This window comes from Cyanobium usitatum str. Tous, from assembly GCF_963920485.1.
GTDB lineage: Bacteria > Cyanobacteriota > Cyanobacteriia > PCC-6307 > Cyanobiaceae > Cyanobium_A > Cyanobium_A usitatum_A.
Window position 1 is genome coordinate 2416887 of sequence record NZ_OY986431.1, and the last position, 22973, is coordinate 2439859.

Here is a 22973-nt window from a genome sequence, read left to right on the forward strand (position 1 = left end):
GACTTTCGGCATTAACGGTCGAGCAGAAACAGCAGGCTGCGCACCACCTTGGCGGCCAGCACGCTGCTCACGCCGCTGGCATCCAGCATGGGAGCCAGCTCCACCACATCGGCGGCCACCAGGTTGTGGTGGCGTAGCTCCTCCACGAGTGCGGCGAAATCACCCCAAAGGAAGCCGCCGGGCTCCGGTGTGCCGGTGCCGGCCATCACCGCCGGATCAAACCAATCGAGGTCCACCGTGAGATAGATCGGCTTGCCCCGCAGGGGCTTGAGCGCCTCGGCCATCCGCTCGATCGCCACCAGCCGGCCGCTGTTCCGCAACTCGCTGAATTCCTCGCGGCTGCCGCTGCGGATGGCGATCTGCAGCAGCTGCTGGCTGGGCAGCACCTCCAGGCAGCGGCGCATGGCGCAGGCGTGGCTGTGCTGCGCGCCCAGCCACTCGTGGCGCAGGTCGGCGTGGGCATCGAGCTGCACCAGCACCAGCTCGGGGTGCTGGGCCGCCACGGCTGCCACGGCACCGGAGCTGATCGAGTGTTCGCCGCCCAGCATCAGCGGCTTAAGCCCCAGCGCCAGCACCGCTTCCGTGGCCGCCTTCACGGCCGCCACCACCGGCTCAGGGGCGCCGAAGGGGATATCAACGGCGCCGAGGTCGGCGAAGGCCAGGTCTTCTAGGTCGCGATCGAGCTGGGGGCAGTAGCTCTCCAGGCCGCTGCTCACCTCGCGGATGGCGGCGGGGCCGAAGCGGGTGCCGGGGCGGAAGGAGGTGGTGCCGTCGTAAGGCACGCCGAACAGGCCGACGCGGCAGCCGGCCGGATCGCGCTGGCTGGCCATGTAGATGGCGCCGTCTTGGTCAAAGAGATCTGTGTCAAACAAATCCGTGTCAAAGAGGTTGGTCATGTGTTGAGGGCGCGCTCGATGGCGGCGGGGATGGCGTCGAAGGCGCCGCGTTGCCAGCGGGGACTCCAGATCTCCGAGCCACAGGCGACGGCCGCGGCGCGGGCGGGATCCGGCTGCAGATAGCGACGGCCGTCTGTAGCGGCGAACGTCCAGCTCCACCAGCCGCTCGGATACATGGGCACCCAGCCATACATCGGGTCGGCGTAGCCGAACACCTCGCGGATCAGCTTCACCGTGTCGATGTGCACTTGGCGGAAGGCCTCCGGTGATTCGCTCTGGGTGGCAAACACGCCGCTGGGCCGCAGGATGCGGCGACAGTGCTCAAAAAACGCTCGGTTGAACAGGCCTTCGGCGGGGCCGGCCGGGTCGGAGCCATCGACGATCACCACGTCGTAGCTGGCATCGGGCGCATGGGCGGCCCAGGCGATGCCGTCGCCCACCGTCAGCTGGAAGCGGGGGTCGCTCCAGCAACCGCCGCCGATGGAGGGCAGGTATTGCTGGCTCCACTCCACCACCAGGCCGTCGATCTCCACCAGGTCGAGCTGCTGGACGCCGGCGTGGCGCAGGCACTCGCGGGCGGTGCCGCCATCGCCGCCGCCGATCACCAGCACCCGCTCGATGCTCGCTGCGCCGCAGAGGGCCGGATGCACGATCGGCTCGTGGTAATGCCGCTCCTGGCGCTCGGCCGTCATCCAGCAGCCATCGAGCAGCAGGCCCTTGCCGTAGCGCTGGCTGTCGATGATGGTCACCCGCTGGAAGGGTGACTGGGTTTCGGCGAGCACCGTGCCCTCGAGGCCGTAGCGCACGCCGTCGAAGACCTCGTCGATCCAGGTGGGGGCGGGTGGGGTGCTCACAGGCCTGGGGGTTGCTGCTTTCCAGTCAAGCCTCTGGAGTGTCCTGGATCGCCAGTGCGGGGGTATTCAACGCATCCGTATCACGGAAGAAAGCGAAACAATGAGTAGGCTAAGAACGGCAAGTGCAAAGAAAAAGATCAACATGATTGAAAGGAAATTGGTGCTTTTTGCCGCATTCACTTCCTCCACCGGAATGCTCACGATCTGGGCTCCGACGATCTCACCAAGATTCCACCCAAAGCCACTGACTGTGCCGTAGGTGGCCAGCTGGCTGGGGGGAGCTTTCTCAGGGGTGGAGTGGCAGGCAAGGCAGCTTGCTTTACTTATCACGATCGGCCGAGCGACGTAGTGCAGCTTGCCGGATGCTGTGGTGTAGGAGCCTTCCTGTTCTTTGCTGGAGGGATTGGCCCTGAAGATCTCAATGATCCGAGCTTCAAAAGTGTCGGCACGGTCTTTGAGATTTGTGGGGTTCAGGGTGGCTTCTCTGTAGAGATATTGTCGGTAATCTTTCTTGCCGCTTAGATAGGTGTAAACCTTTGTTGCCGCATAGCTAGGAACGGCTTCGGGTAGAAATTGTGGAGAGCTGAAGTTGAGCGGGGCGATGATTGGGTTGACATCATTGCTAGTATATTCTCGAACTGCGAGCATCGTATCCATAAAGAAATGGGCCCGATTGTCAATCTCCTGCTTGGCTTGCTGAAACAGCGCTGTATCCAGCAAGTATCCGAAGGAGATAAGGGTTAACAGGAGCGTTGCTGTCAGTGCGAGCAGTCGCTTCCGTGTTGCCATGCGAATGAACAGTCCTGGCATTGCTCAAATGATTATCCAGCCAAGTTAACATGTATTGGTGGGCAGGCCTCTCAGTATCCAGCATTACACTTTGTTGGTTGCCTCCATCCCATTGCGGCACGCTTCAAGAGCAGGTTCTAGGCATTAATCCATGCTGAGTGGAAAAAATCGGATCACCAACCTGGTTACCCTTGGATTGGCGCTGCTAGCGCTGGTCGTGGTGATTGCGCTAGTGCGTCGGCTTGAAATCCCCGCCTCCCGAATCGGTGCCCAGCTAGAGCAAACTGCATCGCCGCGGGTCTCCCAGCGGGGGGCTTCCGTCCTAGGCCTCGACGAGGGCTTTCAGCGTGGCCGGGATCCCGGGTTGACTGCTTTGGAAAAGGATCAGCTAGCCCTGAGCAATGCCAAAAATAAGATTCAGATCGGCGTATTTGCCATGAATAACTATGATCTCGATCTTTCGGCGCCAGGTTTTTCAAGTTCGGGGCTGATTTGGGTTATCTGGGAGGAGCCCTTGGAGGCCTTCATGCGCGCGCAAAATCTTCGAATACAGGATATTATTCAGCCTGTCAATCTGCTTGAAAGTGGGGCTAGTGAATCCTTTGCAAAGGCGACCGGTGAACCTCAGCGTATTGGTGATAGCAGATTTAAGCAAGTATTTAACTATCATGGCCGCTTCAAGATTGATCAGTTGCATCTACGTAGATTTCCCTTCAACAGTCTAACTCTCCCGCTGATTTTTGAGGCCCGGGATCCAACTGGTGGGCTGGACTACACGAATGCCAGACTTCTGCCAGATACTGGCGGGAGCGGCCTAGGTCAGCTTAAGGATATCAACGGTTGGATCAATGAGGGTTGGTCAGTTGCGGAATTCAGGCAGAGCTATGATTCAACTTTTGGAAATATGGAGATAGCGCCGCCGCGGCAATTCAGCCAGGTTGTATTCGAAGCTATATATCGAACCTCAACCTGGGGCTCTTTCTGGCGTTTAATTCAGCCTCTTGCAGTGGTTTTGCTCATGCTCACTCTTGTGGCCAAGGTTGATCGAAAGGAATGGGAAACAAGGGTTGGGGCGCCGACCACAGTAGTGCTCACCCTGATATTTCTGCAGCAGGAATATCGTGGATCGGTTCCCATTATGCCGTCGCTGACTTTCCTGGACAAGCTCTATATCTTTGCCTATCTGGTCTCTCTGGCGACATTTGTCTTGTCAATCTGGAGCTGTCGTCGTGATTATCTGGCTGTTAACACTATCGCGGATCCTGTATTGCGGTCGGCCGAATTGCGCCGGCTTGATCGGATCGATGCTCTTTTCGCCCCAATTACCATTCTCTCCGCATTGATCTTCACCCTGCTTGCCTGGAGCTTCTGAGCACTAGTCCTTCTAGCTTGCCCTGGAGCGGCCCTCGGCTGAGAATCGCCGCTGCTAGAAAATTGTTCAACCTTGCTTTAACCCGATCTCTCCTGCTGATCTTCCCCTGGGCGCTGGCTTGACCATCCCCGCCGTCGAGCTTGCCTGGCGTTTCTCGCGCTCCTCTGGCCCCGGCGGCCAAAACGTGAACACCACCGATTCACGGGTGGAGCTGGTGTTTGATCTGGCGGCCTCTCAGGCGCTGCCACCGGCGCTCCAGGCCCGGGCCTTGCGGCGCCTGGAGGGAAAGCTGGTGGATAGCTGTGTGGTGATTGCGGCCAGTGAGCATCGCTCCCAATGGCAAAACCGGGTGGCCGCCCAGCGGCGCTTGGTGGAGCTGCTGCAGGAGGCGATCAAGCCGCCGCCGCCGCCGCGCCGGGCGACTCGGCCCACCCGCGGTTCAGTGCAGCGGCGACTGGCGGCCAAGAAGCAGCGCGGTGTGATCAAGGGGCAGCGGGGCTCGCGACCTCTGCCGGAGGATTGAGCTGTTGGCGGGGTGTCCCTAAATCTGTACAGGTTGTACGGAAGTTGTGAGGCTGTTGCGCTCAAGGCTCAGCAGCCTGGCGTGGGCGTGTTTTCAGCGCGGATCTGGGCCTTGGCCTGCTGCCAGAGGCCTTCGAGTTCGCCGATGCTGCGGCCCTTGAGGTCGCCATCTAGGGCTGTCTCCACCCGGGAGAAGCGATCGAGGAAGCGGCGGTTGGTGCCCGCCAGGCCGGCTTCCGGTTCGATGCCGCACCAGCGGGCCACGTTCACCAGGGTGAACAGCACGTCGCCCAGCTCCTCCTGGGCATGGCGGCGATCCCCGGAGGCCACAGCCTCCTTGAGCTCGTCGAGCTCCTCGTGCACCTTCGCCCACACCCCTGCCATGTCATCCCACTCGAAGCCGGCCGCGGCCGCCTGCTTGGAGATGGTCATGGCGCCGGCCAGGGCTGGTTGGCCGCGCACCTTGCCGGCCAGCCGATCGCTGAGGGGGCTGGTGGAGGGGGCCTGCCGGCGCTCGGCGGCCTTGATCTCCTCCCAGCTGGCCGGCTCGCCACCGCCAAACACATGGGGATGGCGGCGCACCAGCTTGGCGCTAATGCCTGCAGCGATCTGGGCCAGATCAAAGCTGCCTGCCTCGCTGGCTATCTGGGCGTGGAGCACCACCTGCAGCAGCAGGTCGCCCAGTTCCTCCGCCAGGTGCTGGTCGTCGCCCGAGCGGATCGCATCGGCCACCTCGTGGGCCTCCTCCAACACGTAGGGCACCAGGGAGGCGTGGGTTTGCGCCAGATCCCAGGGGCAGCCGCCCTCGGGGTCGCGCAGGCGAGCCACCACGGCGATTAGTTCAGCTAGGACCTCAAGGTGCGGCGGAATTTGGGGGCTCATCGGCGGTGGCGACGCAGCAGGCGGGGCAGGCGCGGCATCGGGTCGCCATCTTGGATCAGGTGCAGCCAGCTGCTGGCCTCCAGGCCCACCAGGGCTGCCAGCAGCAGCGGACGCTGGCCCTGCCAGAGCGCCTGGGCGGTGGACAGGAGCTGCTGGGGTGGCGGCCCCCCGAGGGGTTGCAGCAGCAAGCAGCTCAGCAGCAGCAGCGCCGCCAGGTAGGCCAGGCGCCCGCTGGTGCCCAGCAGGGGACTGTGGGAGAGCAGGGAGCGATGGCGCAGCAGGTTGCGGTAGGGCCACCAGAGCAGCCGCAACGGTCCCCAGCGGCGGGTGGGGTTGGAGCGGGTGTCAAGGTCGGGGGAGAGCAGCAGGCCGCCCAGCAGAAAGCTCAGGCCGGCCACGCTCACCCCCGCCAACCCCAGCCAGGGCCACCACAGCAGCCCAAAGGGCAGGCTTAGGAGCCAGGTGGCTCGGTCGTGGCTGCGGCCGCTGGCCATCGATCAGCGCCCGGGTGGGCCGATGGGCCGCAGCCGCTCACCGCTGCCATCGCCCGTTCGCCAGCGCCGGTTGATCCAGTAGTACTGCTCCGGATAGGCCTGGATCAGGGGTTCGTGCCAGCGGGCTACGGCGGCAAGCTGGTCGCTTAGGGCGGCGGCACCCTGGCCGGGCCACAGCGGTGCGCCAAAGATCAGCCGAAAGCGGCCGTTGTCTTCCCGCACCTGGGCCACGGGAAATAGGGGGCAACCCGATTTCTGCGCAAGGGCCGCTGGCCCTTTGACGAAGTTGGTGCTCAGGCCGAGGAAGTCGACCTGCACTTCGCTGCTGCGGCTGTAGAGGTCGGTCATCACAACGAGGCTGCCGCCGCGATGCAGGCAGCGCAACATCGATCTGGCATCGGTCTGGGGTATCCAGTGGCAGAAGCTGTTGGCCTGACGGGCCCGGTTGAGCAGCACGTCGCTGTAGGGGTTACGGGCGGGGCGATACACGACAGACGGGGTGTCCAGCTGTTCGCTCAGCCAGCGCAGCCCCAGATCCCAGCAACCCAGGTGCAGCGATCCCACGATCACCCCCTGGCCCTGGCGATGCAGCCGCAACAGTTCCTCGAGCCCCTCCCCCTCGGCGCTGATCAAGGAGGCGTCAACCGGTTGGATGATCGATTCGAGGCAGGAGAGAAAAAAGCTGTTGATCGACTGCTCGGCGATGGCCTCACGCTGGCCCTGGCTGAGCTGCTCGCCATAGACCCTCCTTAGGTTGGCGATCGCCGTGGTGTGGCGGCGCCCCAGCCAGGGCCTAGCTAGCCGGTGGGCTTGGCCAATGCCGCGGCCCATGGTGCGGTGGGAGCGCCCCCGCAGCGCCAGCAGCAGCAGCCGCACCCCGAGGGCCTCCAGTTGCCAGCGCAGCTTGCGTCGAATTGGGACCTGGGCCATAGGGTGTATTTTGCCTATGGCGCGCGATTAGCTCAGCGGTAGAGCGCCTGCCTTACAAGCAGGATGTCGCTGGTTCGAACCCGGCATCGCGCATTTCTGGGGGCGCTCCTGGAGGGCGTCAGCCCTCTGGGAACAGCAGGCTGGCGAGCTCGTCGGCATCTACGTCGTAGACACGGGCGAGGCTGGTTTCGATGGCGCTGGTCACTTCGCCGGGCAGAAAGCGCATGGCGTTGAGGGCGTCGTCAGCGATCTCGTCGGTGAGCAGGGTTTCTTCGCCGTCGAGCTTTTCGTCGTTGATCACTGCCATTACCCAGCTCTGGTAGGCGTACACGAGATCGCTGAACTCCAAATCGGGGTCGTTGAAGTCGAGGGCCATGGGTGCGGCAGTCACATGCCTGTGCAGTCTGCCGGCAGCTGGGCAGGATGACAGGCATGAATGCCATCAACCTGCAGGCAACCCTGTTTGATTTCGCCATTGGCGAGCTGGTGCGGCAGCACCGTGAGAGCTTTCAGCCGCTCTGGAGCGCTGAAAGCTGGGCCAAGCTGCTGATCTGGTTGGCGCTCAATTGCGGCTGCAGCGGCGAGCGTGAGTCGCTGGAGGCCTATGCCGAGGCGCTGGGGCCCGGGCTCACCGGGCGCATGCGGCGAATTTTCTTTGAGCGCGAGCTGGAGGATTTGGAGCTGCGGGTGCTGGCCGATCCCGCCGAGCCCCAGGTGTTGGTGCTGCCCCTAGGGCCCGCGGCCCCCCTGGATCATGGTCGGGTGGCGGCGGCTCTGGAGCGGCTGGGTTTGCTGGGGCGGGTCGCGGCGGAGCCTCAGCGCTGGCAGCAGTTGGAGGCGGCCTTGGCCCTTCCCTGGCAGGAGTGTTCCTGATGAAGCTGCTTGCTACCTATCGCAATGCCGGCTATGAGGCCCTCGCCGATGGGGTGATGGCCTTTTATGAGCGGCGCGTTGACCTGCGACGGCCCGGGGTGGCCTTTGGCCCTGGCGGCAAAACTGAGTCCGCCAAAATTTCCACCGATATCAGCTTGGTGGCCATCGACCGCTCCGATCCTGAGGCCTTTGCCCTGGCGGAGGTGATCCTGCGCGGCGTAACGGCTGGGCTGGAGCGCTACCTGCAGGAGCGGGCCCTCTTTCGCCAGTGCTGCCCGGAGCAGGAATTGTTTGTAAATCCGATCTTCAACCTGCAGCGCTACTCCCCTGGTGAGGGTTTCAAGCGCTGGCATTGCGACTGGACAATCAGCGACGAGGCCACCGAGCCGGTACATCGCGTGCTGGCCTGGATTCTCTATTGCAACGACGTGCCCAAGGGGGGCACGGAGTTTCATTGGCAGGATCACCACGAGCCGGCTGAGAGGGGCAAGCTAGTGATTTTTCCGGCTGGCCCCTCCCACATCCACCGGGGCAGGGTGAGCGAGGAGCACAGCAAAACTATCGCTACCGGCTGGATCAATGCCGGCAGCTATCAGAACTACCTGGGCCGGCTCGCTCAGGCATGATCGGCAAGCTCCCAGGTTTTGACGGCCCAGGCCAACTCACCCACATCCCAGCCGAGGTTGTCGAAGTTGCGCAGGGCCAAGGCGTCGTCGCTGGCTAGCAGCAGCTGGGCAAAGCCTTTTACCAGGGCAGCGGCTTCGATGTTGAGGCCAGCCTGGGCGGCAACTTCGGCCAGGCCGGCGGCCGTTGTGACACCGCGCAGCTGGCGTTGCAGGTCTTCGTTGCTAAGAACTGCTTCTAGGAAGGTTTCAACCATGGTGTTGTGAGGCATTTTAAAGAATTTAAGGGCCAAGGTGCTGGACGAGCTCAGGCTTGTGTTCTGCAATGCCTCTGGAGGGATGGGAGGGCTGTAATTATCATGTAAATGGAATAAACCTTGAAGCCTGAACTGCGCCAAACTAAAAGGTTGCCCATGATTAGGTTTTCAGCTGCCAGACTCAGGCGTCTGCGAAAGTTGCGTGGCGTCTTTGTGCAGGTCCTAGTGCTTTGTTGCGTCAAAGTTGGGGTTCATTTTTTCGGCCTTGAGCGCTTAAGTGTTAATCAGCTGTTTTCGGCTATGGTCGCCTCGACCATATTTTTATTGGGCTTCCTGCTGAATGGTGTGCTCACCGATTTTAAGGAAAGCGAGAAAATACCTGCCGAGCTGGCAACCTCTCTTCAGACGCTGAATCTCGAGATCCAGGCGATTCAGATCTATCACCCTGAGGCCCAGGTTGCTAATGCCCTCACCGCGGTAACTGGTCTTGGCCAGTCCTTGCTGGATTGGTTGAAGGAGCGGATCAGTACTGAGCAAATGCTGGCACGCCACACTCAAGCCCATGCAGAGGTGGTGGGTGCTGCGGTGCAGTTCAAGGGTGATGCATCTACGTTGAGGGGAAGGCTTATGCAGGATTTAGCGGTAATACTTGCCAAGATTAATCGGGTGCAGACCATACGCGACACCACGTTTGTGCCGCTTGTTTACTGGATGGCGGACATAGCCGCAGTGCTCCTTTTCGCGGGCTTGGTGATGGCGAGGGCCGAGAATCTCCCCGAGTCTGTATTTTTTCTTGCAGTAATTTCCTTTATTGTAATTTTATTGTTGCGATTGATTGACGATATTGATAATCCTTTTGGCCTGTCTGACATAAATTCGGCAGAGGACGTTTCGATCGAATTGTTGGAAAAGGCAGTTGATCGCCTTAGGGCTGCTGATAAGTGAATGTATTGCTTTGATGGCGCTCGGGTGGCCCCGAGGGTGCCATGGATGGCACGTGCTGCCCCATCATCCCGCTGCGGTGGCTCTTTGCGAGCATGGCCCCCCAGCCCCAGCTACGCCGTGACCGAAGCCCTGACCAAGACCTACGACCCGGCGGGCACGGAAAGCCGCTGGCAGCACGCCTGGGAGAGCAGCGGCGCCTTCCATCCGGATCCCGCTGCGCCCGGCGAGCCCTTCAGCGTGGTGATTCCGCCGCCGAACGTGACCGGCAGCCTGCACATGGGCCACGCCTTCAACACGGCCCTGATCGACACGATCGTGCGCTTCCAGCGACTGCGCGGCAAAAACGTGCTCTGCCTGCCCGGCACCGACCACGCCTCGATCGCTGTGCAGACGATCCTTGAAAAGCAGCTCAAAGCCCAAGGCAAACGCAAAGAAGACCTTGGCCGCGAAGCCTTTCTGGAGCAGGCCTGGGACTGGAAAGCCGAGAGCGGCGGCACGATCGTGGGCCAGCTGCGCCGGCTCGGTTACTCGGTGGATTGGCGGCGGGAGCGCTTCACCCTCGACGCCGGCTGCAGCGCCGCCGTGATCGAAGCCTTCAACCGCCTGCACGAGCAGGGGCTGATCTACCGGGGCGAATACCTTGTGAATTGGTGCCCCGCCTCGGGTTCGGCGGTGAGCGATCTGGAGGTGGAGATGAAGGAGGTGGACGGCCACCTCTGGCATTTCCGCTATCCCTTAAGTGCCGGCAACGGCTTCCTGGAAGTGGCCACCACCCGCCCCGAAACCCTGCTGGGTGACACGGCCGTGGCCGTGAACCCGAAGGATCCGCGCTACGCGGCGCTGGTGGGCCAGACCCTGACCCTGCCACTGGTGGGCCGCCAGATTCCGATCGTCGCCGACGACCACGTGGACGCCGAGTTCGGCACCGGCTGCGTCAAGGTGACCCCGGCCCACGACCCCAACGACTTCGCCATCGGCCAGCGCCACAACCTGCCGCTGATCACGGTGATGGCCAAGGACGGCAGCATGAACGAAGCGGCCGGCCGCTTCGCCGGCCTGGATCGCTTCGAGGCTCGTCAGGCCGTGGTGGCCGCCATGGAGGCGGAGGGTTTCCTCGTGAAGGTGGAGGACTACCGCCACAGCGTTCCCTTCTCAGATCGCGGCAAGGTGCCGGTGGAGCCCCTGCTCTCCACCCAGTGGTTTGTGAAAACCGAGCCGCTGGCGGCCAGCTGCCGGGAGGCCCTTGAGAACGCCGATCCCCGTTTCGTGCCGGAGCGCTGGAGCAAGGTTTACCGCGACTGGCTCACCGACATCCGCGACTGGTGCATCTCCCGTCAGTTGTGGTGGGGCCATCGCATTCCCGCCTGGTTTGTGGTGAGTGAAACGGGCGGTGTGATCACCGACAACACGCCCTATGTGGTGGCCCGCGATGAGTTGGAAGCCATGGCGAAGGCGGAAGCCCAATTTGGCGGCGGCACCCACGCCCATCCCGTGGTGCTGGAGCAGGACCCCGACGCCCTCGACACCTGGTTTTCCAGCGGCCTATGGCCCTTCTCAACCCTGGGCTGGCCGGATGCCGATGCTGCCGATCTGGAGCGCTGGTATCCCACCAGCGTGCTGGTGACGGGCTTCGACATCATCTTCTTCTGGGTGGCCCGGATGACGATGATGGCCGGCGCCCTCATGAGTGGGGGGGAAGGTTCTGGAATCCCGTGGATTCCCTTCAGAGATGTGTATATCCACGGTCTGGTGCGGGATGAACAGAACCGCAAGATGAGCAAGTCCTCTGGCAACGGCATCGATCCGCTGCTGCTGATTGAGCGCTATGGCGCCGATGCCCTGCGCTTCGCCCTGGTGCGTGAGGTGGCGGGGGCCGGCCAGGACATTCGCCTCGACTACGACCGCAAATCCGACACCTCCGCCACGGTGGAGGCCTCGCGCAACTTCGCCAACAAGCTCTGGAATGTCACCCGTTTCGCCTTGATGAACCTGGACGGCGAAACGCCGGCCGCTCTGGGCGAACCCGATGCTGCGGCCCTGCAGCTGGCCGATCGCTGGATCCTTTCGCGGCTGGCGCGGGTGAACCGCGAAACGGCGGAGCGCTACGGCAACTACGGCCTGGGCGAGGCGGCCAAGGGGCTTTATGAGTTCGCCTGGAACGAGGTGTGCGATTGGTATGTGGAGCTGATCAAGCGTCGGCTAAACCCGGGTGAAAACCCGAGCCCAGCAGCTTTGGCCGACCAGCGCACCGCCCGCGCTGTTTTGGCCAAGGTTCTTGGCGAGTTGCTGGTGATGCTGCATCCGCTGATGCCGCACCTGAGTGAGGAGCTTTGGCACGGCCTCACTGGCCAGCCAGAGAGCAGCTTTCTGGCCCTGCAGAGCTGGCCGGCGCTTGATCAGGTCGCTCTAAACGACCAGCTTGAGGCCCAGTTTGCCGAGCTGATCGAGGCGATTCGGGTGGTGCGCAACCTGCGGGCAGTGGCGGGGCTCAAGCCCAGCCAGAGCGCGCCGGTGTCGTTTGTGACTGGCCGCGCTGAGCTGGCAGCCCTGCTGCAGGAGGCCAGCCCCGACATCACCGCCCTCACCCGAGCCGAGAGCGTGGTGGTGCTTAGCCCCGAGCAGGCCGAAGCTGCTCCGGCCGCCAAGGCCCTGGCCGGCGTGAGTGGTGAGCTGCAGGTGCTGCTGCCCATCGAGGGCTTGGTGGATCTCGACGCCTTGCGCGGCCGCCTGGAGAAGGACATCGCCAAGGCCGATAGGGAGATCAAGGGCCTGGCAGGTCGCCTCGCCAATCCAAATTTTGCAGATAAGGCCCCACCTGAGGTGGTGCTGGAGTGCAAGGCAAACCTGGCCGAAGCCGAAGCCCAGGCGGCCCTGGCCCGCAGGCGCCTGGGGGATTTGGGCTGATCTGGCCTCAGGCGCTCGCCACCAGTCGGCCGTCCTCCAGGTTCACCACTCGGTCCGCGATATCGAGGATCTTGTTGTCGTGGGTCACCATCACGATCGCGGCGCCGTGGCTGTCGGCCAGCTGGCGGAACAGGTCGACCACATCGCGACCGGAGGTCTTGTCGAGGGCTGCGGTGGGTTCATCGGCCAGCAGCAATCGGGGGCTAGGGGCCAGGGCGCGGGCGATCGCCACCCGCTGCTTCTGGCCGCCGGAGAGTTTCTCGGGGTAGTAATGCACCCGTTCCCCCAGTCCCACGTGGCCCAGCATGGCGGCGGCGCAGTCATCCATCGCCAGCCGGCCTTGCCCCAGCCAGACGGGGCTGACCTCCAGGCCGAAGCGCACGTTCTCCAGGGCCGTTAGGTAGGGCAGCAGATTGTGGGCCTGGAAGATGAAGCCGGCCTGGCGCCGCAGCCGGGTCAGGGTTGTGTTGTCGGCCTCCAGCAGCTCTTCACCCAGCACCCGCAGGCTGCCGCTCTGGGCGGCCCGCAGGCCGCCGAGCATGGTCAGCAGGGTGGTCTTGCCCGAGCCGGAGGGGCCGGTGAGGATCACGATCTCGCCGGCATGAACGGTCAGGTTGATGTCGTAGAGCACCTGCTTGGCGGTTTCCCCCTCGCCGAACCAGTGGTTCAGATGCTGCACCTCGATCCGCAGCTCGCGCCCGGTGTGATCGGGTGAGCCGGCTGCAGCGTCCAGCGGCCCCATCAGAAGATGTCGGCGGGATCGAGCCGCCGCAACTTGCCGGTGGCCAGCCAGCCCGATCCGGCCGCCATCGTCAGGGTCAGGGCGAACACCGCAACGGCTCGCTGGGCGGTCATGGCGATCAGCAGCGAGGTGGAGTTGGCCAGTACGGCATAGAGCCCGATCGCCAGCACCAGGCTGGGCACGAAGGCCAGGGCAGCCAGCAGCACCGATTCCTGCACGATGATGCCGACGACGAAGCGATCGCTGTAGCCCATCGCCTTCATCGTGGCGTATTCCGGCAGGTGATCACTGACGTCGGAATAGAGAATCTGGTAGACGATGATTGCGCCGACGATCAGGCCCACCAGCACCCCCAGGTTGAAGATCAGACCAAAGGAGGTGTTGTTGCGCCAGTGGTCCACCTCCACCGCCTCCAGCTGCTGGAGGGTCAGCACCCTGACCGATGGATCGAGAAAGCTCGCCAGGGTGGCCTGCACCTGTTCTCGGCTGACGCCCGGATGCAGCTGGATCACGCCGAGCTGGATGTCGTCATTGCTCTGATCGGGGAACCAGGTCTTGAAGTTGCTAGCCGACGTCAGCAGGTTGATGTCGGCGGCGAAGGTGAGGCCCATGGTGAACAGGCCGTTGACCACGGCCCGCTTGCCGCGCAGCTCGGTGTCGTAGTAGCCGTCTTTGGCCACCACCTGGGCCACTGGACCGGCCGCCTTCTTGGAGAGGGTGTCGAAGAAGAGCCCATCGGGGCGCAGCAACTTGCCGCGATCGGCCTCTAGTTCGGGGATGCGTAGGGCTGGATTCTCCGGCGCCAGACCAAAAATCAGGGCCTGCTTTTTCTCGCGACTGTCGCGGTTCAGCCAGTCGGTCTTGCCGATGTACAGCGGTGTCACCGCTTCCACCCCCTGCACCCCCAGGGCCTGCATCAGGCGGCTGCGCGGCAGGTTGAGCGGTTCGCCCAGGTTGGTGTAGCGGCGGCTCACCATCACCAGCTCGCCATTGAGGCGCTGCAGCGGCCGCTTCTGGCTGGCGTACAACCCGCTGGCCAGCCCCAGCTGGAAGAACACCAGCACGTTGGCGAAGCTGACACCGGCGATCGCGGCCAGCAGCCGCATCGGTCGATGGCTGGTCTGCCGCCAGGCCAGGGGCGTGCGGCGCAGCGCGGCGAACGGGTTCATGGCGCGCCACTCAGGACGCGATCCCGGGCCGCCTTCTGGTCAGCCTGCTGGGCCGCGGTCAGCGGGGAGAACAGCACATTGACCTGCAGGTAGTTCAGATGGCTGGCGAGGGCCGACTCCTGCGGGGTAAGGCCGATCTTCACTTCCAGCACTCGCCGGTCCAGGTTCTCGCCGGCCTGGCCACTGAACACGGTCTGACGGCTGACCTCCCGGGCAATCTCCACCACCTGGCCCTCCACCTTGCGGCCCTTGAAACCATCCGCACTGAGGCTGGCCTTCTGACCCAGGGCGATCATCGGCCGATCGCTCTGATAAACCTCGGCGATCACGCCCATGCGGCTGCTGTCGCCCATTTCCAGCAGGCCATCCTCACCAACCTTGTCGCCGGGGCGGGCATGCACCTTGAAGACGGTGCCGGAGAACGGCGCCAGCACCGTGGCCTTGGCCCGTTCGGTCTTGTCCTTGTCCAGGGAGGCCCGGCTGGAACGCAGATCCTCCACCAGGGTTGCCTTGGTGGCGATCGCTTCGGCCACCTGGGCCTTGGCGCTGCTTTCGTCAGCCTGCAGCTTTTCGACCCGGTTGGCGCTGGTCGCCCCTGCGGCGAACAGTTGCTCGGCTCGGCGTGCCTCGGCACTGGCCTGGCCCAGGTCGGCCTTGTATCGGGCGATGACGCTGTCCTGGGCGGCCAGCTTGCTCTCGGCCACGCGGATCTCCGCCTCGGATTTGCGCACACTGCTCTCCAGGGTGTCGATGCTTTCGAGCACCGCCAGAGGTTGGCCTTTACGCACCTCCTGGCCTTCCTTCACCAGGATCTCCCGCACCCGGTCATTGCTCAGGGAACTGGGCACCGACACCTGGCTGATGCCGCCCAGGGGCTCGATCCGACCCAGGGCGGACACCTGGCGGGGCAGCAGCGGTACGGCCTTCCGCGCTTCGACCTGCTTCTGCTGGCGTTGCTGCCACAGGCGAGTGCCGAGGCCGGCAAGCAGCACCAGGGCGAGCAGGGCCGCCACCAGCTGCCAGGGTCCGCGCCCCCCCTTGCGACCCGTGGGACTGGGCATGGTCATCGTTGGATGTGTCCTCGCCTGGGCCGGTTATAGGGGCGCCGGGCTGGCTCTGCCCACCGCTAGGGTTCGTTCATGGATGGATCGGCGCTGCTCGACCAGCTGCTGCCCGCCCTGCGCTCTCCTGCAGGTGCCCTGGCCTTTGTGCCCCTTTACGCCCTCTGGGTAACCCTGCTGCTGCCAGGGGTATGGGCTTCGATGCTGGCTGGCGCCCTGTATGGCACCTGGTGGGGCAGCCTGATTGTGTTTGTAGGGGCCTGCCTGGGGGCCGAGGCCGCTTTCCTGCTCGGCCGCACCTGGCTGCGCAATTGGGCGCGCCGGCGGCTGGCGGCGGTGCCGAAGCTGCTGGCGATCGAGCAGGCGGTGAGCCGGGAGGGCCTGAAGCTGGTGCTGCTCACCCGACTCTCGCCGGCCTTTCCCTTCTCCCTGCTCAACTTTGCCTATGGCCTCAGTGAGGTGAGCCTGCGCGACTACTCCATTGGCTTAATCGGCATCCTGCCCGGCACGATCCTGTTTTGCGGCCTGGGCGCCTTGGCCGGTGATGTGGCCCGCTTCGGCGATGTGCTCTCCGGCGAGGCCGATGCCGGCACCTGGGCCCTGCGCATAGGCGGCCTGCTGGCCACCGTCGCCAGCGTTTGGTTGGTGGGAAGGGCGGCGCAGCGGGCGCTTCAGGTTAAGGATTGATTGTGATTAGAGGGGCTTTGTGATGAGCTTTGCGGTGGACTTGTTGTCTGTACGACATCACTGCCAATTTTGCCTAAATCCCTAACCAAGCCATAAACAGCGGGGGCTGGTGCTCAGGCCACGGTGATGTCAGACCGCATTTGTCTGACCCATGGCTCCCGCCCCCAAGGCCAAATCCAGCGTCAATTTCGAAGTCCCGGCTGCTGCCCGCAAATCGGAGAGTGCCGTTCAAATAGCAGCACCTGCAGTCGCACCAGCACCTGCAGCCGCACCAGCATCAGCACCTGCGGCCCCGGCTCTGGCCAACCGCAGCTACGACCGTAAGGACGACCGCAAGGACGACCGCAAGGACGATCGCGATGACGACCGCGATGACGACCGGCGCGGCCGCGGCAAGCCCCCGGCTCCTGCTAATCCCCTGCTGGGTAGCCTCGACCTGACGCCCACCGGTACCTCGGGCGAGCAGTTCCAGACAGAGATCTCTGCCACCGTGACTACCGGCGGCAAGTTGTTTGTGCTCTCAAGTGGCGGCGGCAGCACCTTGCAGGTGACTGATGCCACCACCGCGTCGGCCCCGGTCTTGCTGGACCGAGTGACCTATGGCGGCGGCTACGTCTCCACATCCGTAGCCAGCTACGGCAACCTTCTGGCTGTGGCCCTGTCGCCGGCCGACTACGACACCAGCGGCGGCAAGGGCCTGGTGCGCTTCTATCGCGTTGGCGTCAACGCCACTCTCACCCAGATTGCCGATGTTTTGGTTGGCTATCTGCCCGATGGGATCGCCTTCAATCAAACCGGCACCAAGCTGGTGATTGCCAATGAAGGACAGCCTGCGGCTGGATACACCCTGGATCGCCCGGGCAGCATCGGCATCATCGATATCAAAGGTCGCACCGGCCGAGAGCGCTTCAGCTACAACGACCTCGGCTTTGCCGGCATCACCCTGCCTGAGGGAGTCCGTATCTCCGGTCCCGCTGGCACCACCCAGGCCAACGACATCGAGCCCGAATACGTCTCGATCCTGGGCAAGTACGCCTACGTGACCCTGCAAGAGAACAACGCCGTTGCGAAGGTCAACCTGGCTACCAACAAGATCGAGAAGATCTTCTCCCTGGGAACGGTTGACTACAGCACCCAGCTGGTGGATCTGAGCGACAAGGATGGTGGTTTTAAGCCACTGTTGGGCCAGGCCTATGAGGGCCTCAGGATGCCCGACGGCATCGCCGCCTACAGAGTCAAAGGCAAGGACTACTTCATCACCGCCAATGAGGGTGATGGCCGTGAGTATTTCGCCATCGGTGCTGATCCTGATGAGGATGATCCCGTCTACACCGATGAAGAGCGCGGTTCGGGCAATGCCGACCGAGTGAAGCGCCTGACAGATGACGCCACCGTTGGCAGTGAAGATCGCATCACCACCTTCGGCAGCCGCAGCATCACCATTTTCGATGGTGACACCGGCACCGTGCTTTGGGACAGCGGCAACACCCTGCAGACGATCGCTTTTGCCGCCGGTGTGTATAGCGACGCTCGCAGCGATGACAAGGGCGTGGAGCCCGAGGGCGTGGTGGTCGCCAAGGTGGACGGCCGCACCTACGCCATCGTCTCGCTGGAGCGGGGCGTCAGCTCGATGCTGGCCGTTTTCGACGTGAGCGATCCCACCGCCGGTCAGTTTGTGACCAGCACGGTGATCGCCGGCAGCATCTCCCCTGAAGGCCTGAAGGTGGTGGACGCCAAGCAGAGCCCCACGGGCCGCGCCCAGCTGATCGTGTCCAATGAGGTGTCCAACACCCTCAATGTGTTTGATCTCGAGGCCCTGATCGCCGCGCCTCCGGTGGCCGGCGCAGGCACCTTTGCCAGCACGATGATCAAGGACGTGGAGGGTGGGCCCACCCTGGAGATCAGCAACCTGCTCACTAATGGTGAATTCACCAACGGCCTCAATCCTGGCGATAGCGTTTACACTGCTCCCGGCATCTTTGACGGTCTCGGTGCTTACGACAATGGCGATGGCACCTACACCGTGCTCGCCAACAGTGAGCTTGGTAACACCGTTGGCTATAGCTACTTGGTGGATGGCGTGGCTCTGACTGGTGCCCGTATCAGCAAGTTCATCATCGACAAGGATGTAGATGATGACGCCTCCAATGGCTATCAGTCGGCCATGATCTCCGGCGGCATTGCCTATAGCGAGATCTATGACGTCAACGGAGTGGAGGTGACCGATGCAACCCAGATCAATAAGGGCTTCAGCCGCTTCTGCTCCTCCAGCTTCGAGCAGGCCGATCGCTTCGGCGCTGGCCGTGGCTTCGTGGATAACATTTATCTCACGGGTGAGGAGAGCGACGAAGGTCTGTTCTGGGCCCTAGACACCGAGAGTGATGCCATCTGGGCGCTGCCCGGCCTGGGCCGCGGCGGTTGGGAAACCGCCGTTCAGGTTGACACCGGCAGCGTCAACACGGTGGGAGTCCTGTTGATGGATGACAACACCGCCCCGATCTACCTGTGGGTGGGCGAGAAGGCGACTGCTGAAGGAGTTGGCTTCCTAGAGCGCAATGGTCTGGCTGCCAGCAGCGGAAATCTCTACACCTGGGTTCCCACCGATGGCAGCATCGGTACGGACGCTGGCACATCTGGGGTTCCCGATTCCGCCGACCTCAATGCCCTGGCCCTTGGGGCCACTGCCGCCGGCAGCTGGGAGCTGGTGGGCACGGGCGCCCAGGTGGCCGAATGGGATGAAGCCACCTTGCGTACCAATGCCAATGACCTTGGGGCGCTGCAACTCAGCCGCCTGGAGGATGCCTCGATCAATCCCAATGATGGTCAACAGGTGGTCTTCGCCACCACGGGCAATGGCGACTTCGGTGCTGCCGATACCTTTGGCAACCTGATCACTCTTGATCTCAGTGGCGCCTTTGACGGCAACGGCCTGATTGCCGGTGACAACAGCACCGGTCTGGAAGTGATCTACGACGGCGACCGTCAGATCGCCGATTGGGATGCTGCTAATGGTGTCACCAAGAACGGCATCATTGATGCTGATGAGCAGGGCGCCTTTGGTGCCACCATCATCCGCAACCCGGACAACCTCACCTGGTCGCCCGATGGCTCGATCTACGTGCAAGAAGACAAGTCTATCCCCTCAGCCTATTTCGCACAGGAGGAATCCTCGATCTGGAAGGTGAGTCCTACGGACACGGATCCAGTTACCGGTCAGGCTGATGCTGAGCGTTGGCTGCAGATCGATCGCAGCGCCGTGCCCACGGACTACGGCCAGACCGACACGAAGACAACTGATTTCGGCAACTGGGAATCGTCGGGCATCATCGATGTCTCCGACATCTACGGCGAAGCCGCCGGCAGCATGTTCCTCTCCGATGTCCAGGCACACAGCCTCACCAATGGCAACATTGCGGGCAATGGCTACCTCGCGCAGGGCGGTCAGCTCAACCTGATTCAGAACCCAGATTTGATCTGAGTCCAGCCGGCTTCATTCGCCTGCTCCGTATCCATGGGCCCCTTAACGGGGCCCTTTTTTATGGCAGCCGCCAATCCCGGATCGCTGCGATCAGCACAAACCAAGCCAGCCTCAGCTTTGCCAGCAGCCCCTGCTGGGTGGCCAGTTGGTCGTATTTGGCGCGACCGCACTCCGTTTTGATCCAGCGGTAGGCCTGCGGCAGGGGATCGTCCATGAAGCCATCTTGCCGCGCAGGCCCCTGGGGGAGCGGCGGTTCGCTTTTGGGCCTTAAGTGGCTAGAGCACTCACAGCTGATGGAACCCCCGCAACCCAGTGCCTGGGATTGGCTGGCTATCGATCGAGCCCCCCAGCCCCCGGATCTAAGTCAGATCGGCTCGCCCGAGGCCCTCACTGCCTACCTAGTAGGCGTTGAGGAGCGTATGCAGCGGCTTGCCCTCATCGTTGAGGCGGTGAGGCAAAGCTTGGCGGCTGGAGGGCTGCTCAGTGAAGCCCAGCTGCTGGAGAAGGTGGCCGAGCTTGATTTGAGCGATGGGGTCGCTGATGGGCGCAACGTGGCACCTGTGCTGCAGGTATGCGGCAAGTGCGGTTACAGCCAAACGGGCCAGCACCGCTTTTGTGTGCGCTGTGGCAGTGATGCCCTGCGGCCCGCCGCAGGGCTTTCTGAACCCTAATCTTTGCCCATAACTTTTTCCTGCTTGGGGTTGGGACTATCGACTTGCTTTTGTGGCTACTGGGTGCTCGGCGTTCACGCCGCCGGCCCCGAGGCGGGCAACCTCTAGCCGAGCAACCCCCAGCTGAGAAAAGCTTTGCTGCGCCAACCTCCTTCGATTTAGGCCTATGGCAGCCCGATCGTCCGATCAACCTGCTGCTGGAGGTTGATCACCTGCAGGTGGACGGCACAACCTTGAGGGGCGAGATCCGCGTCAAGCGCTATCGCCTTAGCCAGCAGGGGGATCAGGCAATTCTGGGAGCCCACTGTCAGCTACTTAAGCGGTTCCTGGATTTTAATAGTCAGTCGCTGCAGCGCTGTTTAGATTTGCAGAGTGGTGAATGGATCGATGATCTGCCCGCCTTTCTTGAGGCCAGCCATGCGGCCAGTCAGCAGGGACAGCTTGATCGCCTATATCAAAGCCATCAAGATGAATTAACTGTTCTTTTATATGTGGGGCGTGCCGATGGGGTTTTGCAGCGGCGCGAAAAAGAATTAATTGCCCACTACCTGGCGGGCCGATTTACAGGTGGAAGCCTGCAAGTTGAAGAGATCGCCCGCGATCTGGCCTGGAAGCCTGTGCCAAATCGCGATGATTTCAGGCTTGCCATACAACGGCTTGCGCTGCTTGATGCTTCGCAAAAAGATCAGATCGTGCAGCTTTGCAGGCAGCTCATTGAGGTGAAGGAAACCCTCGATGGCGATGAGGAGGCATCTATGGCTGAACTGATCTCCCTGCTCCAGCCTTGAGTAGCTCCAGCAGCCCCGCTTCATCCAGCACCGCCACCCCCAGGCTCTCGGCCTTGCTGAGCTTGCTGCCGGCTTCCTCGCCGGCCACTACGTAGCTGGTTTTCTTGCTCACCGAGCCGCTCACCTTGCCGCCGGCCGCCTCGATCAGGGCCTGGGCGGCGCTGCGGCTCAAAGACGGCAGGCTGCCTGTGAGCACAAAAGTCTGCCCGGTTAGGGGCGTCTCGGAACCAGCTCCAGGCTCCTCGGGCCCGGCTGCCAGCGAGAAGCCAAGCCGTTCCAGATCCTGCAGCAGCAGCTGGTTGGCGGGGGTGGCAAACCACTGCTGCAGCGATTGGGCGATTTCAGCGCCAATGCCGAACACGGCGGTGATCGACTCGGGTCTCTCCGTGGTGGCGGCGGCCAGCTCACCAGCACTAGGGAAGGCCTTGGCTAGGGCTTTGGCGTTGACCTCGCCGACGTGGTGGATGCCCAGGCCGTAGAGCTGGCGGTGCCACGGTTGCTGTTTGGATGCGGCTAGGGCGACCACCAGGTTGTGGGCGCTCTTGGTTCCCATGCGCTCCAGGCTGGCCAGCAGGGCCCCATCGAGGCCGTAGAGGTCGGCGATCGAGCCCACCAGGCCCCTATCCACCAGCTGCTCGATCAGCTTGGCTCCCAGGCCATCCACATCCAGGCCCCCCTTGCTCACCCAGTGGCGCAGGGCGCCGCGCAGGATCGCCGGGCAGCTGGAGTTAACGCAGCGAGTGGCCGCTTCGCCCTGCTCGCGCACGAGCTGAGAGCCGCACTCGGGGCATACCTGGGGCAGCTCCAGCCGCACGGCCCCCGCTGGGCGCAGTTCGCTCAGCACCCGCACCACCTCGGGGATGATCTCGCCGGCCTTGCGCACCACGATCGTGTCGCCGGCGTGCAAATCCAGCTCAGCTAGGCGATCGGCGTTGTGCAGGGTGGCCCGGCTTACGCTGGTGCCGGCCAGGGGCACCGGCTCAAATTCGGCCACGGGAGTTACCACCCCGGTGCGACCCACCTGGCAGGCCAGCCGCAGCAAGGTGCTCGGCGCCTCCTCGGCGGCGTATTTCAGGGCGATCGCCCAGCGGGGCGCCTTCTGGGTGAAGCCGGCGGCGTCCTGGAGACGCAGGTCGTTGAGCTTCACCACTACGCCGTCGGTGGCGTAAGGCAGGGTGCGGCGGCCCGTGTCCCAGGCGCTGAAGAAGGCCTGCACCGCCGCCAGATTCGGCAGCAGCTCGGCATTGGGGTTCACCTTGAAGCCTGCGGCCTGCAGCCATTGCAGGCTTTGCCATTGGCTGCTGGGCCCCTGGGGCGTGTCTTGCGGCAGGTGCAGGGTGTAGGCGAAGAAATCCAGCCGCCGCGCCGCCACCACTTTTGGATCCAGCTGGCGCAGGGTGCCGGCGCAGGCGTTGCGGGGGTTGGCAAACAGGGCCTCGCCGCGGGCCGCCCGCTCGGCGTTGATGGCAGCAAAGGTGTCATCGGGGATCAGGGCTTCGCCGCGCACCTCCACCCAGGCAGGAGGGTTCTCGAGCTGCAGCCGTAGGGGCACCGAGGCGATGGTGCGCACGTTGGCGGTGATCTGTTCGCCCCGCTCGCCGTCGCCCCGGGTGGCGGCCTGCACCAACAGCCCCTGCTCGTAGCTGAGGGCCAGGGCGTTGCCGTCGATCTTCAGCTCCCCGACCATCTCTAGGGGGGTGGCCGGCTCGCGATCGAGCACCTTGAGCAGCCGGCCATACCAGGCTTCCAAGTCGCCCGGGTTGAAGGCGTTGTCGAGGCTGAGCAGGCCGATGCGGTGCTCCACGCTGCTGAACCCCTCAGCCGGAATGGCCCCCACCCGCTGGCTAGGGCTGTCTGGGGTGATCAGCTCCGGGTGGGCTGCTTCCAGCTCCAGCAGCTCTTTGTAGAGCCGGTCGTAGACCGAATCCTCCATTTCTGGAGCATCCAGCACGTAGTAGGCGTGGGCGGCCCTTTGCAGTAGCCGCCGCAATTCGCCGGCGCGGGCCTGTTTGGTGGGAGCGGCGCTCACGGCAACT

The 22973-nt window shown here is 63.4% G+C and carries 23 protein-coding genes and 1 tRNA gene; 11 read left to right on the forward strand and 13 right to left on the reverse strand.

The features are described 5' to 3' along the window. Positions 1 to 11: 11 nt before the first annotated feature. The 3 genes from speB to U9970_RS13035 all read right to left on the reverse strand — a co-directional run bounded on the left by speB (position 12) and on the right by U9970_RS13035 (position 2539). On the reverse strand, positions 12 to 896 hold the full coding sequence (speB, locus tag U9970_RS13025; protein WP_322764542.1) for an agmatinase: 885 nt from the start codon (positions 894 to 896) through the stop codon (positions 12 to 14). Continuing rightward, positions 893 to 1750: a polyamine aminopropyltransferase gene (speE, locus tag U9970_RS13030; protein WP_322764543.1), complete on the reverse strand. Its 858-nt coding sequence runs from the start codon at positions 1748 to 1750 to the stop codon at positions 893 to 895. The genes speB and speE overlap by 4 nt, the downstream gene beginning before the upstream one ends. Before the next feature lie 66 nt (positions 1751 to 1816). Beyond that, complete coding sequence (locus tag U9970_RS13035) at positions 1817 to 2539, reverse strand: Tll0287-like domain-containing protein (protein ID WP_322764544.1); 723 nt, start codon at positions 2537 to 2539, stop codon at positions 1817 to 1819. Between the two features lie 196 nt (positions 2540 to 2735). Here U9970_RS13035 and U9970_RS13040 point away from each other — a divergent pair, with 196 nt between their 5' ends. Next, positions 2736 to 3911: a ligand-gated ion channel gene (locus tag U9970_RS13040; RefSeq protein ID WP_322764545.1), complete on the forward strand. Its 1176-nt coding sequence runs from the start codon at positions 2736 to 2738 to the stop codon at positions 3909 to 3911. 118 nt (positions 3912 to 4029) lie between these two features. Then, the gene (gene arfB, locus U9970_RS13045; protein WP_322764546.1) at positions 4030 to 4434 is read left to right on the forward strand and encodes an alternative ribosome rescue aminoacyl-tRNA hydrolase ArfB; all 405 of its coding nucleotides are present in this window, start codon (positions 4030 to 4032) and stop codon (positions 4432 to 4434) included. Between the two features lie 68 nt (positions 4435 to 4502). On the opposite strand, the gene mazG is transcribed toward arfB, so the two are convergent. The 3 genes from mazG to U9970_RS13060 are packed head-to-tail and all read right to left on the reverse strand — an operon-like array spanning position 4503 to position 6739. Next, positions 4503 to 5315 carry a nucleoside triphosphate pyrophosphohydrolase gene (gene mazG, locus U9970_RS13050; RefSeq protein WP_322764547.1) on the reverse strand — a complete coding sequence of 271 codons (813 nt, stop codon included), beginning with the start codon at positions 5313 to 5315 and terminating at the stop codon, positions 4503 to 4505. Then, complete coding sequence (locus tag U9970_RS13055; RefSeq protein ID WP_322764548.1) at positions 5312 to 5809, reverse strand: DUF2227 family putative metal-binding protein; 498 nt, start codon at positions 5807 to 5809, stop codon at positions 5312 to 5314. Before U9970_RS13055 ends, mazG begins: the two co-directional genes overlap by 4 nt. 3 nt (positions 5810 to 5812) lie before the next feature. Beyond that, positions 5813 to 6739, reverse strand: coding sequence for a lysophospholipid acyltransferase family protein (locus tag U9970_RS13060; protein ID WP_322764549.1), 927 nt, complete (start codon positions 6737 to 6739; stop codon positions 5813 to 5815). A gap of 21 nt (positions 6740 to 6760) precedes the next feature. Between U9970_RS13060 and U9970_RS13065 the strand changes: the two genes are divergently transcribed. Then, positions 6761 to 6832, forward strand: a tRNA-Val gene (locus U9970_RS13065). A gap of 25 nt (positions 6833 to 6857) precedes the next feature. Here the strand turns inward: U9970_RS13065 and U9970_RS13070 are convergent. Beyond that, positions 6858 to 7115, reverse strand: coding sequence for a hypothetical protein (locus tag U9970_RS13070; protein ID WP_322766143.1), 258 nt, complete (start codon positions 7113 to 7115; stop codon positions 6858 to 6860). 47 nt (positions 7116 to 7162) lie between these two features. Here U9970_RS13070 and U9970_RS13075 point away from each other — a divergent pair, with 47 nt between their 5' ends. Together U9970_RS13075 and U9970_RS13080 are read left to right on the forward strand one after the other, a co-directional pair. Then, positions 7163 to 7612, forward strand: a complete 450-nt coding sequence (locus U9970_RS13075) for a protein phosphatase (protein WP_322764550.1) — start codon at positions 7163 to 7165, stop codon at positions 7610 to 7612. Continuing rightward, positions 7612 to 8238, forward strand: a complete 627-nt coding sequence (locus U9970_RS13080) for a 2OG-Fe(II) oxygenase (protein WP_322764551.1) — start codon at positions 7612 to 7614, stop codon at positions 8236 to 8238. The genes U9970_RS13075 and U9970_RS13080 overlap by 1 nt, the downstream gene beginning before the upstream one ends. On the opposite strand, the gene U9970_RS13085 is transcribed toward U9970_RS13080, so the two are convergent. Beyond that, on the reverse strand, positions 8229 to 8492 hold the full coding sequence (locus U9970_RS13085; RefSeq protein ID WP_322764552.1) for a Nif11 family protein: 264 nt from the start codon (positions 8490 to 8492) through the stop codon (positions 8229 to 8231). The genes U9970_RS13080 and U9970_RS13085 overlap by 10 nt on opposite strands. Positions 8493 to 8612: 120 nt before the next feature. Here U9970_RS13085 and U9970_RS13090 point away from each other — a divergent pair, with 120 nt between their 5' ends. After that, on the forward strand, positions 8613 to 9437 hold the full coding sequence (locus tag U9970_RS13090; RefSeq protein WP_322764553.1) for a hypothetical protein: 825 nt from the start codon (positions 8613 to 8615) through the stop codon (positions 9435 to 9437). A 117-nt stretch (positions 9438 to 9554) separates the two neighbouring features. Next, complete coding sequence (locus tag U9970_RS13095; protein WP_322764554.1) at positions 9555 to 12341, forward strand: valine--tRNA ligase; 2787 nt, start codon at positions 9555 to 9557, stop codon at positions 12339 to 12341. Positions 12342 to 12348: 7 nt separating this feature from the next. Here the strand turns inward: U9970_RS13095 and U9970_RS13100 are convergent, their stop codons facing one another. From U9970_RS13100 to U9970_RS13110, 3 genes are read right to left on the reverse strand one after another with little or no spacing between them, the layout of a single operon-like run. Then, complete coding sequence (locus U9970_RS13100; protein ID WP_322764555.1) at positions 12349 to 13083, reverse strand: ATP-binding cassette domain-containing protein; 735 nt, start codon at positions 13081 to 13083, stop codon at positions 12349 to 12351. Then, the gene (gene devC, locus U9970_RS13105; protein WP_322764556.1) at positions 13083 to 14252 is read right to left on the reverse strand and encodes an ABC transporter permease DevC; all 1170 of its coding nucleotides are present in this window, start codon (positions 14250 to 14252) and stop codon (positions 13083 to 13085) included. The genes U9970_RS13100 and devC overlap by 1 nt, the downstream gene beginning before the upstream one ends. Next, positions 14249 to 15313 (reverse strand): efflux RND transporter periplasmic adaptor subunit, encoded by a 1065-nt coding sequence (locus tag U9970_RS13110; protein ID WP_322764557.1) that lies wholly within the window; start codon positions 15311 to 15313, stop codon positions 14249 to 14251. The genes devC and U9970_RS13110 overlap by 4 nt, the downstream gene beginning before the upstream one ends. Positions 15314 to 15391: 78 nt before the next feature. On the opposite strand from U9970_RS13110, the gene U9970_RS13115 reads away from it, so the two are divergent. Continuing rightward, entirely contained in the window at positions 15392 to 16000 is a 609-nt protein-coding gene (locus U9970_RS13115) for a TVP38/TMEM64 family protein (protein ID WP_322764558.1), read from the forward strand. A gap of 151 nt (positions 16001 to 16151) precedes the next feature. Beyond that, the gene (locus tag U9970_RS13120; RefSeq protein ID WP_322764559.1) at positions 16152 to 19478 is read left to right on the forward strand and encodes a choice-of-anchor I family protein; all 3327 of its coding nucleotides are present in this window, start codon (positions 16152 to 16154) and stop codon (positions 19476 to 19478) included. Positions 19479 to 19536: 58 nt separating this feature from the next. Here the strand turns inward: U9970_RS13120 and U9970_RS13125 are convergent, their stop codons facing one another. After that, the gene (locus U9970_RS13125; protein ID WP_322764560.1) at positions 19537 to 19692 is read right to left on the reverse strand and encodes a hypothetical protein; all 156 of its coding nucleotides are present in this window, start codon (positions 19690 to 19692) and stop codon (positions 19537 to 19539) included. Positions 19693 to 19771: 79 nt separating this feature from the next. Here U9970_RS13125 and U9970_RS13130 point away from each other — a divergent pair, with 79 nt between their 5' ends. After that, positions 19772 to 20149 (forward strand): hypothetical protein, encoded by a 378-nt coding sequence (locus U9970_RS13130; protein ID WP_322764561.1) that lies wholly within the window; start codon positions 19772 to 19774, stop codon positions 20147 to 20149. A gap of 44 nt (positions 20150 to 20193) precedes the next feature. Continuing rightward, positions 20194 to 20937 (forward strand): tellurite resistance TerB family protein, encoded by a 744-nt coding sequence (locus tag U9970_RS13135; RefSeq protein ID WP_322764562.1) that lies wholly within the window; start codon positions 20194 to 20196, stop codon positions 20935 to 20937. On the opposite strand, the gene ligA is transcribed toward U9970_RS13135, so the two are convergent. Continuing rightward, on the reverse strand, positions 20903 to 22966 hold the full coding sequence (gene ligA / locus U9970_RS13140) for an NAD-dependent DNA ligase LigA (protein ID WP_322764563.1): 2064 nt from the start codon (positions 22964 to 22966) through the stop codon (positions 20903 to 20905). The genes U9970_RS13135 and ligA overlap by 35 nt on opposite strands. Between the last annotated feature and the right edge of the window lie 7 nt (positions 22967 to 22973).